Raw genomic sequence first — 14,349 nt, forward strand, 5'->3', positions numbered from 1 at the left:
CAATAAATTGCGCCCCTACGTTTGATCGGTTTAGCCCTCCAGCAGGGCGGCGAGATCTTTCTCCATCGCCGGCAGCCAGGCCTCGATCGGCTGATCGGCGTCGACGGTGATCTCGAACTTTCCATTGGGAAGGCGGCGGACCCGCCCCGGGGAGGCCGGGCCGAGCGGGACGACAATCGCTTCTCGCGAGATGCCGAGCCGGTCGGTCACGCTGAAAATCGCATTCATTTCGTTCATTCCAATGATCTTGATCGAACCCATATCACCTCTTTTAAAATTTTGTTGCCTGACATAAATGACGAAACGCTTGAAGTATAACATCGCAAAATGTTAATTTCTACTTATTGCTTACCTGTCGTATCGGAGAAAAATGATCCCTGAAGCGACCGACCATTCATTCGATCGAATCATCGAGAACAGCCCGACGCCGGTTTTGGTGGAATTTTGGTCCCCGACCTGTCGAAATTGCAGAGCGTTATTATATGAGCTCGATCGGCTCTCAGAGGAAAGAGGGGATGAAATCGCCATTTACAAAATGGACGTCACGGAAAACTACCAAATCCCGTCCGAGTACGAGATCTCCAGCCTGCCGGCCCTGGCCCTTTTTTCAAAGGGAAAGTTCGTTCAGTTCATCGGCGGGATGGGAAAGAAGAGCGCCATCCAGTCGGCCGTCCAAAAAGCCCTCACCCTTCGCGAGCGGTCGGCCAACATCTTATAACCGAGAAAGTCCAACAAAAAAGGTCCTCGACCGGCCTCGGTCTCGGACCTCTCTTGTCATTTCTCATAACGTCTTTAGAATTAAGACGGTGAGACTTCCGCAAACTGTCCCTTCAGATAGGCCGGCCCGGTCGGTTGCGCCTTCCCTCCCGCCGGCTCGATCGTAACGGAAAACGCCTTCAGCCCTTTCGGGTTGATGATCTTTGGGACCTTCATCACCGCTGTGCGGTCTTTGGAGGGTTGGAACATCCCGGCGCTCACCGGAGCCTCTCCGATGGTCCAAAGCTGGTAGATCTTCCCCGCCGGCAGCTTCGGCAGCTCAAAGCCGTAGAAGGCCGCCGCCTGTGTTTCAGGGTCGAAGAGAAGAAGCCCTCCCGCCCCTCCGGCCTCTTTCGATCCGGTCATCCGGACAAGCTCGGCTGTCGGCGATGAAAGGAGCCGGAGCCATTCCGTTTGGTTGGTCATCGCATTTTGGAGGGAGGCGTTTTCGAGCTGTTTTTGAACGAGCTGCGACTGTAATTCCCGCGTCTTTTTCGGCAGCTTGGCGCCGAACTGGGCCGTCTGCTGAAGCCGAGAGATCTGGCCGTCCCTTTCCATCAGTGCCAGCCGCATCGATTCGACCTGTCCCTTTAATTGATTGGCCTCTGCACGCGCCTGCTGGAGGGAATCTTCACGGCCTTTCACCTCCCCCGTCAGCGCGGCGACGGTTTTCTCCTGGGCCGCCGCCTCCGTCCGAAGGCTCTGAATCACCGTATGCATTCCCCGGATCTCTTCTTGAAGCTTGAAATAGCTCAAACCGCCGAAGCCCGCCAAGGCAACCACCAGAACGGAGATCAACACCGACTGATAGGACCGTCGGCTCGTTTTCGCCGGTTTGGCTTTCTTTTCAACCGTCGCCTTTCCCGGAGTCGCCTTGAGAGGATCGATATCCCCAAACGTGCCGATCTGCGTTTCCCCTTCGATTTCAGAGTGGTCCATCCGTCCCTCCGTATTTTAGAATAATTAGAGTAAAAGGTAGACGAGGTTTGGAAACCTGTCAAGGAACCCCCCCACTGCATTATCCCTCTATGGATTACTTCGGCGGCCCGGATCGTTGTCAATTTCCGTATTTACAAACCGATCCCGGACGATTTAAGATGACCCCAAGAGACTTCAATCCTAAGAGAAAAGGACGGAACCGATGGAGCAGCCGAAGCACACCAATCGCCTCATTCACGAGACCAGCCCTTATCTCCTCCAGCATGCCCACAATCCGGTCGATTGGTACCCCTGGGGGGAAGAGGCCCTTAAAAAGGCCAAAAATGAAAACAAGCCGATCCTCCTCTCCATCGGTTACTCCGCCTGTCACTGGTGCCACGTGATGGAACACGAATCGTTCGAGGATGAAGAGACCGCGCAATGGATGAATGAGCACTTCGTCAACATCAAAGTGGATCGCGAGGAACGGCCCGATCTCGACCAGATTTATCAGAATGCCGTTCAGCTCTTCATCCGGCGCGGCGGGGGATGGCCGTTGACGATGTTTCTCACCCCCGAGAAGGTTCCCTTTTACGGCGGGACCTATTTCCCCCCGGAGGACCGCTACGGCCTTCCCGCTTTCTCCAAGCTGCTGGAAATTGTCACGAACACCTACCGCGAAAAACAAGACGAGATCGTGAAGACGGCGGAGCAGGTCCGGACGGCGCTGGGGGAGATGTCGGGAGGCAAAGCCGCCCCCGCAAAACGAGAGATCGACCCTCATCTTTTGGAAGGAGCGGCGGAGAGCCTCGGCCGGATTTTCGACACCAAACAGGGCGGATTCGGAGGCGCCCCGAAGTTCCCCAGCACACCGGCGCTGAACCTCTTCCTGCGATACTACCAACAAAACGGCGAAGAGACCTATTTGACGATGGTCACCTATACCCTCGGGAAAATGGCCTGGGGAGGAATCTACGATCAGCTCGGCGGCGGATTCCATCGCTACTCCACCGATGATCACTGGTTGGTCCCCCACTTCGAGAAGATGCTCTATGATAATGCTCAGCTCGCCCGTCTCTATTTCGCGACATACCAGGCAACCGGCCAACCGTTCTATATGAAAATCGGCGAGGAGATTCTCGAATATGTCCTCCGCGAGATGACCGACCCCCTCGGCGGATTCTACTCCACACAAGATGCCGACAGCGAAGGGGAAGAAGGGAAGTTCTTCGTCTGGACCCCGCAGGAGATCAAAGCGGTCGTCGGAGAGGAAACAGGCGCGTTGATCTGCCGGCACTACGGGATCACGGATGCGGGCAACTTCGAGGGGAAAAACATCCTCCACATCCGACAACCGCTCGACAATCTTGCCAGGGAAATGGGGAAAACGACGGAGGAGCTGGAGCGGATCGTCGGCGAGGCGAAGAAAAAGCTCTTCCTGGAACGGGAAAGAAGGATCAAACCGTTTCGGGATGAGAAGGTGCTGACGAGTTGGAACGGCCTAATGATCGGCGCCTTTGTGGATGGATACAATGTCACCCGAAATGAGCGTTACCTGGCCGTCGCTCAGAAGGGGGCCGATTTTCTCTGGACCCGCCTCTACCAAGAAGGGCGATTGCTTCGCACTTTCAAAGAAGGGGTCGCCAAGCTCAACGGTTATCTCGACGATTATACCTTCACCGTCGACGCCTTACTCGACCTATATGAGGCAACCTCCGATGCAACGCATCTCGATCGGGCCCGGGGTCTGACCACCCGCTTGATCGACCAGTTCTGGGATGACGCTCAGGGGGGGTTCTTTTTTACCTCGAAAGATCACGAACCGCTCATTGCCCGGTCCAAATCGTCGGCCGACCAATCGATCCCTTCCGGAAATGCCGTCGCTGCGCAAAGTCTTCTCCGGCTCTTCTACCTGACCGGGGAGGCCTCTTATTTTGACAAAGCAGAAAAGACCCTCCAATTTTTCTCCGAAGCGATGGAGGAAAACGTCTTTGCCACCGGCAACATGATCGCCGTCTCCGACTTCTACCTGCGAAAACCGAAGGAGATCGTCGTCATTGGAGACACAAAGGCTCCCGAGACGGAGCGGCTTCTCGCCGGCATTCAGCGGCTTTACCTCCCGAACAAGGTTCTCTTCCGCGTCGACCCCGGTCAACCGCAGGAGACTCCCCTCCCCGATCCGGTCAAAGGGAAGAAGATGATCGACGGAAAACCGACCGTCTACATTTGCCACCACTTTACCTGTTCTCCGCCGCTCACCGATTGGGAGGCGATCCGGGCGCAGCTCATCGCAAAGGATTAGCTATGGGCACGGAAGTTCTCGATCTTCCCGAAGTCGAAACCATCTCGGAGGAGGCGACGCAGGTTGATCTTCCCTGGAATGTCATTCTTTACAATGATGACTTTCATAGCTTCGATGAAGTGATCCTCCAGGTCCAAAAGGCGACCGGCGTCTCCCTGGAGCGCGCCGCCGAGATCACGCTGGAGGCCCATCTCAAAGGCCGCGCGGTCTGCTTTACCGGCCCGCTCGAACGTTGCGAGCATGTTGCAGTTATCCTCCGGCAAATCGAGCTCACAGCGGAGATCGAGCGGGCCGTATAATTCCGACGAACATCCATTCCGCCTTCAAGGCAAAAAAATAGACCCGCCGACGGCGGGTCTATTTTTTCAGATGGAAACCTGGGATTATCTCTCCTTCTTACAATAGGGGCAGACCAACCAGTCGGCTTTCAGGTGTCTCTTGCAACAAGAACAGTTTGATTGAATCTCATGTCGGCAATGAGGACAGATCACGAAATCGAGATGGATCGCCTTTTGGCACCCGGGGCACAGAATGCGAATCTCCTCTTCCACTTCGATCACACGGAGAACCTCCTCCAGCGTAGTCACCCCTTGCTTGACCTTGGTCAGCCCGTCCTCTCCCATCGTCGTGACCCCCTGCCCCTCGATGGCCCAACGGATCTCTTCTTCCGTTCCGCCCGAGGCGATCATCTCCCGGATTTTGGTGCTGAAGGGAAGAACTTCAAAAATTCCGGTCCGACCTCGGAATCCGGTGAAATTGCACTGGGCGCAGCCTTTCCCCCGATAGGAATCGGAAGGGCTCAACGGGGAGGCCCGCTTGCTCAATTTCCGAATCCCCTCCTCGAAAACCGGCGCCGCCTCCTTGCATTTTGAGCAGATCTTTCTGACGAGCCGCTGGGCCACGATCCCCACCAGCGTGTTGGCGATGATGTATCTCGGAATTCCCATATCGAGCAGCCGGACGATGGTCGCAATCGCGTCGTTGGTATGGATGGTGCTGATCACAAAATGACCGGTCATCGCCGCCCGGAAAGCGATCTCCGCGGTCTCCAGATCCCGGATCTCTCCGACCAGAATGACATTCGGATCTTGCCGGAGGATCGATCGGAGACAATTGGCGAAGGAGAGTCCGATATCGGGTTTTACCTGAATTTGATTCAATCCCTCGATGTTGTACTCGATCGGATCTTCCACCGTCATGATGTTGATCTCTTCGGAACGGATCTGATTGATGAAGGAATAGAGCGTTGACGTCTTCCCGCTCCCGGTCGGGCCTGAAACGAGAAGGATGCCTTGCCGTTTCTGAGAGAATTGGAGAAGCTGTTGGTAATCCTTCTCGGACAGTCCGAGAATCTCCATGTTCACGGGGGTCGCCGACTGGTCAAGGATCCGGATCACCACCTTTTCGCCATACTGCGTCGGGAGGGTGGCGATTCGAAGGTCGATGTCATGGTTATCGAGCCGGACGCGGATCGCGCCGTCCTGAGGAAGGCGGCGTTCGGAGATATCGAGAGAGGCGAGAATCTTGATCCGGGAGACAACCGCCCCCTGGACCCATTTGGGGAGACTCATCTCCTCCTTCAAAATCCCGTCGACCCTGAACCGAACGGAAACTTTGTTCCGCTGCGAATCGATGTGGACGTCGCTCGCCCGCGCTTTCATCGCCTTAAGAAGAATCAGATTGAAGAGCCGGATAATCGGGGCCATCTGGCTCTTATCCCTGAGATCCTCGGAAGGGGCCACTTCCGATTGCGAGATGACCGGGACAATTTCAAGATACGAATCTTTGAAGGCGTCGGTGGTCTCTTCGACGATATTCTCCACCGAGTCCTCCAGATGGTAGTGCTGCTCGATCGCCTTGACGATCTCTTTTCGGGTGGAGATCAGCGGTTTTACTTCCAAGTTGGTGTTGAAGCCGATATCTTTGATGCATTCATAATCGAGGGGATCGACCATCGCCACCGAGAGTTGCCTTTTATCGACGTTGATCGGGACACAGTGATATTTGCGCGCCAGATTCTCCGGGACGATGGCGATCGCCTCCGGCTCGATGGGGGTGCTTTCGAGCGAGATGTATTGAATGCCGAGTTGATGGGCGAGGGTATTTGCGATATCAAACTCGGTCACAAGCTTCAGTTCGATAAGGGTGACCCCCATCCGCTTGCCGGTCCGTTTCTGCTCCTCGACCGCCATCTGAAGGTCGGCCTCGGTGATCAGTCCGGAAGAGCAGAGAAGATCGCCAATACGTTTTTTTGTGAACGACGGCTCTTTCATTACGTTTATTTTATCCGAGGATGGGATAATGCGCAACTTCACGGGATACGGGGAAAGCGGATATTTCCCTTGATCGATCCCGATCGCTTGGATATAGTGACTATTCACCCTCTTACGTTTCGCCAATCTTTCTTTTTCAGGGACAGAATGGGGATTCCAATCGCTCAAGTCGACGCCTTTACCGATCAGCCTTTTTCGGGCAATCCCGCGGCTGTCTGTCTTCTCGACGAGCCGATGGAGGCCGGCTGGATGCAGAAGGTCGCCCGGGAGATGAATCTTTCCGAAACCGCCTTCCTTCTCAAAGAGGGAGTGCTGTTTCAGCTCCGCTGGTTCACGCCGACGGTCGAAGTCGATCTTTGCGGCCATGCCACGCTCGCCGGCGCCCACATGCTCTGGGAATGGGGAATCCTGAAGCCGGATGAGCAGGCCCGTTTTCAGACAAAAAGCGGCCTTCTGACCGCCGACAAAAAAGAGGGGTGGATCGAGCTGGATCTCCCGGCCGAGCCAGAAAAGGAGGCGCCTCCTCCTCCCGCCCTTCAGAAGGCGCTCGGGATGGCGCCGAAATACATCGGCAAGAATCGTTTCGACTATTTGATTGAAGTCGAATCGGAAGAGGTCCTGCGAAAACTTCAGCCCGATTTCGGACTGCTCGCCACCGTGCCATGCCGCGGGGTGATCGTAACGAGCCGGTCGGATTCGGACCGGTTTGATTTCGTCTCAAGGACATTCGCGCCGCGGGCCGGCATCAACGAAGATCCGGTGACGGGGTCGGCGCATTGTTGCCTCGGTCCTTTCTGGAAAGAACGGCTCGGCAAAAACACTTTCCTTGCTTACCAGGCCTCCGCGCGAGGAGGGGTCGTCCGGGTCCGTTCGGCCGGAGATCGTGTATATCTCGGCGGAAAGGCGGTCACCGTTTCGCGCGGGACGCTCCTCTCGCTCCCTTAAGGTTCTTTCATCCTCCCCTGCGCCGATTTTCCCAGAAGGACCCCCAAAAGGATTGCGAAAGCCGGGACGAGGATGGTACCTCCGGTGAAAAACAGAGGATCATGCCGGCTTTGCAGAAAATGGATCACCATGAGGACAACCAATCCCGCCAGGGCGACCGTCAAGAACCTTGTTGTCGATTGGACGCGAGTAGAGAGCGCCGCGAAACAACCGACGGGAAGAAAGAGGAGGAATCCGAATAAGCCCCGCTCGCCCTCGACCGTCGTTCTCAACGCAAGAGAGTCGGTCAGGAGGAAGAGACCGTCGGTTAAAATGGCCGCGGCCACCTGTACCTCATTCAAATAGAGCCGTATCTCCCCTCGATCGTAGACGGAAATAAGATGGACCGGCCCGGACTGAAACGGCAATTGGGTTGTTTCGATATCTCCCAGGTTTGGAAATCCGGTCTTGACGCGGTTTCGAACCTCAAAACCCAAATCGATTCCCTGCTGCTGCAGCAAGAAGTAATCGAGATCGGGCGTCTTGGCCAATGAGATCAGCCGTCCTACATCTCCATAACGAATCTGTCCCATCTCAACCCAGGCCTCTATCGTAAATTGATGTCTGTTTGAAATTCTCTGCCGGATCTTTTCCGCCGGTTCCCGGCTGATGAACGCGGCCGACCGGTTGAACGCATAACCAAATGGAGAGAGCCACCTTCCTCTGCCGGAATTGGATAATTCCAGATCGAGCGGAGGGAGTACTCCGGCGCGGTCATGAAGGGTGCTCCCCTTCCCCTCATCGAAGGGATAGAGGACGATCGGGTTTTGCTGAAGATGGATCTCAGACCGAAAAGAAGCACCGGTCCGGTAATGCCGTTCGATCGTCGCCGGATCAAACGCCTGATCATAAACAGCCAAGAAAAAAACTTTCCCTTTCCAGCCGTCTTCCATTTCCGGGTCGACACCGACCCAGAGGAGTGCCCCCGGATCCCATCGGTCCAGCTTTTCCCATGAGAATGCCGCCAGAAAAAGGAGAAATCCGGCATAAAAGAGAAACCCTAGCTGCGCCAATCGCCGTCGATAATCCCAAATCCAATCGAGCCACCCTCGATCGGCCATCGTCTTGAACAAAAGAAAACCGGCCCCTCCTCCAAGGGTATTGGAGAATAGGTCGCTAAACGAAGGAAACCGCTCCGGTAGAAAGAGCTGCATCGTCTCCACTGAAAGGCTGACCGCCGCGGAGATCAGGAGCGCCGGCATCAGACGAGACCGACCCGGCCGGGCCGGAAGGAAACCATAAAGCAATCCTCCTAAAGGAAGAAAAAGAAGGAGGTTGACCGCGACATCGGAGGATGAAAAGAGAACTGATTTTTCCCATCGGTGGGGCTGCGAGATGAACTGAAAATCAAAAGGGGCAAGGGTCACCGCCCCGATGTAGAGGAGGTAAAAAACCAAGCCGATCAACCAGACTCTACGCATCGATTCGTTCCTGTCCATCCTCGCGTCGACCCTTCACCGGCAAACGATGAATTTCTCGCAACAATACTTCTCACTCGAAGCGAGCGCAACAAAATAAAAAAATCTTTCGTTTAGGGAGTTGTAACAGACAAAAACAGGAAGGTAAAGTGGATCGGACACTCCTTATTCAATCGTCACCTCCACTTTCAAAGATCCCTCGGCGGGAGGCGGTTTTTTGGAAATCTCTTTGAGCAGTCCAAGCGATTGGAGCGATCGGGAAAAGCGCTCATAACGTTCGGCGGGGATAAGCAGCACCACCTTGGCCTCCATCTCATCCCCTTTTTTGCTGAGCACTTTCCCCTGAGAAGCCACCGCATCGGCCGCCTCTTTAATGCTCCTGGAAATCAGGAGCAGCTTGACCTCGGACGGCTGCGGAAGTGCGGCCTGCCGACGGGCCTCCATCGAAAGGGGTTGGGCCGTTTCGTTGTGAACCTTCATCGGCATCGGGGCCGGCGGATCGGCCGGCGCGGTTTGCGATGATGGAGGGGGAGAGGTCGGCGTTTCCTTCTCCTGTGTACCTCCGTGGTTTTCGGCGGGAGCGGAGAGGGCCACCGTCTCTGCGGCCGGCGCAGCGCCATTTTCCGTCATTGAGAAATCGGCCTTCAGATCGGACGCTCCCCGTTGATAGAGGAAAAGGGTCCCGCCGATCAACACGATCGTCACAGTTATCTCAACGGGGCGATGCCACAGAGCGGAGAGCATTCCAGAAGTGGATGGAAAACCGGAGGAGCGCTCCTGCGGGGGAGAGACCATCTTCTCCGACGAAATTGCAACCTCCTTCGCCTTTTTTGGACCCCCTTTCTCCGCCTTCAAGGCCGCAATACGGCTCCGACATTTTTTACACCCCTTCAGGTGCGCCTTAATCGATCGGCAGAGGGCTGGATCGGCCTCTTCAGCAAGATAGGCGGAGAGGTCTTCCTCAATCTCTCGGCACTTCATCTTTTATCCCAGCGATGCCTGAACGGCTCATTGTCTTCCAGACTTTTAAGTCAATGTTTTTCGGAAGTTTCCGCGATAAATTTCTCTATTTCACCCGCCAGTTCCATCGGCCGCTCCGCCGGAACGGCATGGCCGGTTTCCCTAAAGACCGAGAGCTTTGATCCAAGTATACCCGAATGGAGACGTTCTTGGTATATCGCCGGAATCGCCCGATCGTGGTCGGCACTAATAATTAAGGTCGGCATCCGGATCTCGTGAAGCCGGTTGTGAAGCTCCGGGACCACTTTTTTTCGTTCAACCAGACCGGCAAGGGCCCGAGAAGACCGGAGGATCTCCTCTCTCTCCGCCGGCGTCAGTTTATGTCGGGCCAATTTTTCTCGAATTTCCGGGCGATGATAAAATCGATTGAGGATCTCTTTGAAATTCATCCCGGACGGGCTGACGATCGGAACTCCGGGAAGACGTCCGCCGGAAGCGGCGATCAGGATGAGGGTTTGGAATCGCTCCAGGTGGGAGAGGGCCAAAAGCAGACCAATCCATCCGCCGAGGGAAAATCCGACCAGATGGCAGCGCTGAAGGCCGACGGCATCCATCCAATCGATCACGAACCTCGCGAGATCTTCGGTCCCCTCAATGGAAGGGAGGGAATCGGATTGGCCGAAGCCGGGATAGTCGAGGGCATAAACATGAAACGCTTTTGAAAGAAGCGGAAGGACCTCCCGGTATTCGGCGGCACGCCCGGCGGCGGAGGGAAGAAGAAGGATCGGTTCACCTTCTCCTCCTTCCAGATACCGAATGGACCCATTCCGCAATCTAATTCTTCTTTCAATCATCATTGGCCACTCTAACATCGACCCAGGGGTTTTTCAACACTTAGGCAGCCTGTCCTCTTAACCGCCAACTTTAAATTGACATGCTATACTACGGGAAGTAAGATGGCGGCTTGGAGAAGCTCATGCAGAAGGATCATCCCTTCCAGATTCACCACATCGCTATCCAAACGGCCGACCTGGAGCGCTCCGCCGCCTTCTACGGCGAGACCCTCGGTTTGGCCCGGATCAAAGAAGAGAAAAGCCCCAAAGGGAGAAAAATTATTTGGTTTGATTCCGGAACAGGACGGATCGAGCTTTACAGCGGCAAGCCGGAACAAGCGCTGATCAAACCGTGGAGTCCCAATTCAGTCGGTCCGATCTCGATCGGTTTTCGGGTAAATAATTTAGAGGAGGCGGTCCGGCGCCTCATGGAAGCAAACGTGCCGGTGATCAAACCCCCCTATGAGCCGGTCCCGGGGGAGCGGGCTGCGATGATTCAAGGCCCCGATGGAGAAGAGATCGTTCTCTTAGAAAAAGAGGTCGGTTGACTTCCAAAAAGAGGAGAAGATGAAACAGCGGAAGCTAAGAAGATACAGTATTTTTGTCGAAGCGAAGATCGAATCGAACGATTTCCGTCTCCATGTCGTCGCGGTCAATTTCAGCTACAAAGGGATCGGCGTCTGCTGCCTGACCCCGCTTGCCGTCAAAAGCGAAGTCTCGCTGACGTTTTACTTCAATGATGAGCAGGGTAAGGTCCACTCGGAATCGATTAATGGGATCATTCGGTGGGCCAAAAATTTCGGCCACCTTCAGACCGGGGGGATCGAGTTTTCGGAAGAGCTCTCGGAAGAGAACCATTTCGTCATCCTCTCACATATCGAAATGGCTAAGGAGTTTGAGGGGTAGTCGCCGTCTCCACCCCTTCCGGTCCCTCTGAGTTTTCTATCGTCCTTTCTTTTGGAATTTCCTTTTCCATCGCCATCCGGGTCTCCGGATAGCGTTTTTGCATTGCCTGAAGAATGGAATCGATCCGCTTTCGCAGATAAGGGGTCGACCGGCGATTCTGGTAATAACGGGGGGCGGGAAGAATCGCCGCCAGAAAAGCCGCCTCTTGAGGGGCCAACTCCGCCGCAGGCTTGGAAAAATAATGGTCGGCGGCCGCCTCCGCGCCATAAATCCCCCCTCCCCACTCCACCACATTGAGGTAAACCTCCAGAATGCGCCGCTTTTTCAACTTCGCCTCCATCACCGACGTGATCAACGCTTCCTTGATCTTTCGAATCGGGCTCTTCTCCGAAGAGAGATAGAGGTTCTTGACCAGCTGCTGGCTGATCGTGCTCCCGCCGTATTCGAACGATTTCGCCGCCCAATCCCGCTCGGCCGCCTCCACGATCGCCTCCCAATCAAATCCCCCATGCTGGTAAAAACGCGCATCCTCCGCAACGATGACGGCGCGCTGAAGGTGGGGCGAGATCTGGCGAAGGGGCCGCCAGCGCGCGGCGAGCGAGATCGACGCCTCTTTTTTTCCCTTCGCCCTCCGCGCTTCGATCAGGGCCGTCGTTTTCGGATTGGTTTTGGCCAGCCGCTCCACCTCCGGCCAGTAGGAGAAAAGATAGGCTCCTACGGAGAGGGGGATAATGAAGAGACAAAGAAAAACAAACGATCGAAACCTTACCCGTTTCATGTTGATCTCACCGGACGTGAACGCGCTATAACTTCGCGATCTCTTCCATTATTGTATCAACAATTCGCTGGGAAGTTTCGACCGTATCGGGGAGGGAATAATAAGGCGAGAGGTCGATCGGAGGTCCATAGGCAATGGTCGTCTTCTTTCCGATTCGGGGAAGGATCTTCCCGACCGGTAAAACCTGATCGACCCCCCGCACCCGGACCGGAATCACCTTTCGCGGGCGCGCGTCGTAAAGGATCTTTCCGACACCGGCCCGCCCCGGCTGGAGCGCGCCGTCGGAAGAACGTCTCCCCTCCGGCGCGATCACCACGACCGAATGCGACAGCATTTCCGCCATTTTTTGCATCGCGACCAGATCGCGTTTTCCCCGCCGGACCGGAAAAGCCCCCCAGGAGGAAAGGATCGTCCGGACGATCGGAATGTCGAACAGCTCTTCCTTCCCCGGGGCGCGCCACCAGACGGGGGAGAAAAAAGGCATGCTGGTGGCTCCCACCAGAAAGGGATCGATCGCCGAGATGTGGTTGTACAAAAGCATCACCCCCTCCTCTCCCCGTTTTGGGATATTTTCTTCGCCGAAGACCTCGACGCGATTGATCCACTTGAAGACAAAATGCCAGAAGGAAAGTCCGAGGAGGTGCCACAGATTTAAAAAGAAGCCGGGACCGTATTGCATCACTTATGGAGGGTGTACGATGGATGGAAGCGATAAAGCTGATCGAAGAAGGCCGATCACCGGCCCCTTCTCGGCCTTGAAGAGGAAGTCCGTCCCTTGGTCGGGCGCGAAGGGGGATGGGCCGGCCGCGTTCTTTGTATCCGCTCGGAATGAGGGATCGATTTGGGCTGAACGAAGAGATCGTCTTCCGGCCATTCGACCGGAATCTTCTGTCCGATGTACTCCTCGATTTCCTCCAGGGCCATGACATATTCCTCATCGGCCAGGCTCAACGCCTTGCCCGCCGCGCCCGCGCGGGCGGTCCGGCCAATCCGGTGGACATAAGCCTCCCGGTCTTGGGGAAGATCGTAATTCACGACGAGGCTGACCCCCTCGATATGCAGCCCCCGCGAGGCGACATCGGTGGCCACCAGGATCGGCACCTTCCTCTCCTTGAATTGCTCCAACGCCTTCATCCGCTGTTTTTGAGGCAAGTCGCCGGTGATCGCCCGAGCCGGATACCCTTGCTCGGTCAGCCGGTTCGCCAACACCTCCCCCTGGTTTTTGGTATTGACAAAAATCAACACCCGCTCCCAAATTTCTCTCTTGAGCAAACCGAGCAGGAGAGGGATCTTCTTTGTCCGCTCCACATGGAACAGGACCTGTTCCACCTTCTCTGCGGTGATCTGTTCGGGAGAGACTTCGATCTTGATCGGATTATTCATATGTTCATAAGCCAGCTCCATCACACGCTGCGTGAGGGTGGCGGAAAAGAGCATCGACTGCCGCTTATGATAAGGAGGAAGACGCCGCATCATAAAACGAAGGTCGGCGATAAATCCCATATCGAACATCCGGTCGGCCTCATCGATCACGAGGACCTCCACACGGCGAAGGTCGTAGACCTTTTGCTTATAATAATCGATCAGTCGTCCCGGCGTTCCGATGAGAAGATCGACCCCTTCCCCCAGCATCGATCGCTGCTTCTGATAATCGATTCCGCCGTAGACGGCCTGGATGTTAAACGGGGTCTTCTGTCCGAGCAGGGTTGCTTCTCTGGCAATTTGAATCACCAGCTCCCGCGTCGGGGCAATGACGATCGCCCGCGGGGAAGAGAGCTTGGAGGAAGGGGAAGGCTCGGTTTTGAGAAGGCGGGAAAAAATGGCGATGAGAAAGGCGGCGGTCTTTCCGGTCCCGGTCTGGGCCTGACCCGCGACATCCTTACCGGCAAGCGTGATCGGAAGGGTCCCCTCCTGGATCGGAGTACATTCTTTAAAACCGAGAGACTCAATCCCCTCAAGAACAGAAGGAGGAATCGGCAACGATCGAAATTCAGTAGGCATATCGTTGATATATTACCCTGCCGTTTGCGAAAATGCAAGGACCGATTGACCTCGGCGAAACTCAAACAGACGCGCCGGACAAGTTTTGTTTTTATGTTGCGGAGGGGGCGTTCAATAATTCTGGTTGCGCGGCTTCCTTCTTTCATGCTACATTTTTAACTGGATGTAGAATGAATCCCCGATCGCGTACCGTGAACTTGTAGAGTTCTTTTCTCATATT

15 protein-coding genes are annotated in these 14,349 nt (G+C 55.3%); 6 read left to right on the forward strand and 9 right to left on the reverse strand.

Annotated elements, in window-relative coordinates; genetic code table 11:
* Positions 1–30: 30 nt before the first annotated feature.
* Positions 31–261 carry a hypothetical protein gene (locus MCM46_02990; GenBank protein MCG3110770.1) on the reverse strand — a complete coding sequence of 77 codons (231 nt, stop codon included), beginning with the start codon at positions 259–261 and terminating at the stop codon, positions 31–33.
* Positions 262–370: 109 nt separating this feature from the next.
* Here MCM46_02990 and MCM46_02995 point away from each other — a divergent pair, with 109 nt between their 5' ends.
* Positions 371–718, forward strand: a complete 348-nt coding sequence (locus tag MCM46_02995; protein MCG3110771.1) for a thioredoxin — start codon at positions 371–373, stop codon at positions 716–718.
* Between the two features lie 80 nt (positions 719–798).
* Here the strand turns inward: MCM46_02995 and MCM46_03000 are convergent, their stop codons facing one another.
* A complete protein-coding gene (locus MCM46_03000; GenBank protein MCG3110772.1) occupies positions 799–1,695 on the reverse strand; it encodes an anti-sigma factor in 897 nt (298 codons plus the stop codon).
* Between the two features lie 202 nt (positions 1,696–1,897).
* On the opposite strand from MCM46_03000, the gene MCM46_03005 reads away from it, so the two are divergent.
* Positions 1,898–3,976, forward strand: coding sequence for a thioredoxin domain-containing protein (locus MCM46_03005; protein ID MCG3110773.1), 2,079 nt, complete (start codon positions 1,898–1,900; stop codon positions 3,974–3,976).
* A gap of 2 nt (positions 3,977–3,978) precedes the next feature.
* Entirely contained in the window at positions 3,979–4,275 is a 297-nt protein-coding gene (locus tag MCM46_03010) for an ATP-dependent Clp protease adaptor ClpS (protein MCG3110774.1), read from the forward strand.
* A gap of 84 nt (positions 4,276–4,359) precedes the next feature.
* On the opposite strand, the gene tadA is transcribed toward MCM46_03010, so the two are convergent.
* Entirely contained in the window at positions 4,360–6,249 is a 1,890-nt protein-coding gene (tadA, locus tag MCM46_03015) for a Flp pilus assembly complex ATPase component TadA (protein MCG3110775.1), read from the reverse strand.
* 147 nt (positions 6,250–6,396) lie between these two features.
* Here tadA and MCM46_03020 point away from each other — a divergent pair, with 147 nt between their 5' ends.
* Positions 6,397–7,194, forward strand: a complete 798-nt coding sequence (locus MCM46_03020) for a PhzF family phenazine biosynthesis protein (protein ID MCG3110776.1) — start codon at positions 6,397–6,399, stop codon at positions 7,192–7,194.
* On the opposite strand, the gene MCM46_03025 is transcribed toward MCM46_03020, so the two are convergent.
* From MCM46_03025 to MCM46_03035, 3 genes are all read right to left on the reverse strand, one after another.
* Positions 7,191–8,654: a VanZ family protein gene (locus tag MCM46_03025; protein MCG3110777.1), complete on the reverse strand. Its 1,464-nt coding sequence runs from the start codon at positions 8,652–8,654 to the stop codon at positions 7,191–7,193. The genes MCM46_03020 and MCM46_03025 overlap by 4 nt on opposite strands.
* Before the next feature lie 162 nt (positions 8,655–8,816).
* On the reverse strand, positions 8,817–9,632 hold the full coding sequence (locus MCM46_03030) for a zf-HC2 domain-containing protein (GenBank protein MCG3110778.1): 816 nt from the start codon (positions 9,630–9,632) through the stop codon (positions 8,817–8,819).
* Between the two features lie 50 nt (positions 9,633–9,682).
* The gene (locus tag MCM46_03035) at positions 9,683–10,444 is read right to left on the reverse strand and encodes an alpha/beta fold hydrolase (GenBank protein MCG3110779.1); all 762 of its coding nucleotides are present in this window, start codon (positions 10,442–10,444) and stop codon (positions 9,683–9,685) included.
* Between the two features lie 143 nt (positions 10,445–10,587).
* On the opposite strand from MCM46_03035, the gene MCM46_03040 reads away from it, so the two are divergent.
* On the forward strand, positions 10,588–10,992 hold the full coding sequence (locus MCM46_03040; GenBank protein MCG3110780.1) for a VOC family protein: 405 nt from the start codon (positions 10,588–10,590) through the stop codon (positions 10,990–10,992).
* 19 nt (positions 10,993–11,011) lie between these two features.
* Positions 11,012–11,350: a PilZ domain-containing protein gene (locus MCM46_03045; GenBank protein ID MCG3110781.1), complete on the forward strand. Its 339-nt coding sequence runs from the start codon at positions 11,012–11,014 to the stop codon at positions 11,348–11,350.
* On the opposite strand, the gene mtgA is transcribed toward MCM46_03045, so the two are convergent.
* Genes mtgA through MCM46_03060 form a run of 3 tightly spaced genes read right to left on the reverse strand, consistent with a single transcriptional unit; the run spans position 11,331 to position 14,129 of the window.
* The gene (gene mtgA / locus MCM46_03050; GenBank protein ID MCG3110782.1) at positions 11,331–12,128 is read right to left on the reverse strand and encodes a monofunctional biosynthetic peptidoglycan transglycosylase; all 798 of its coding nucleotides are present in this window, start codon (positions 12,126–12,128) and stop codon (positions 11,331–11,333) included. The genes MCM46_03045 and mtgA overlap by 20 nt on opposite strands.
* Before the next feature lie 25 nt (positions 12,129–12,153).
* The gene (locus MCM46_03055; protein MCG3110783.1) at positions 12,154–12,807 is read right to left on the reverse strand and encodes a 1-acyl-sn-glycerol-3-phosphate acyltransferase; all 654 of its coding nucleotides are present in this window, start codon (positions 12,805–12,807) and stop codon (positions 12,154–12,156) included.
* Between the two features lie 56 nt (positions 12,808–12,863).
* A complete protein-coding gene (locus tag MCM46_03060; GenBank protein ID MCG3110784.1) occupies positions 12,864–14,129 on the reverse strand; it encodes a DEAD/DEAH box helicase in 1,266 nt (421 codons plus the stop codon).
* Between the last annotated feature and the right edge of the window lie 220 nt (positions 14,130–14,349).

The organism is Candidatus Manganitrophus morganii (genome assembly GCA_021651055.1).
In the GTDB taxonomy this organism is placed as follows: Bacteria; Nitrospirota; Nitrospiria; order SBBL01; family Manganitrophaceae; genus Manganitrophus; species Manganitrophus morganii.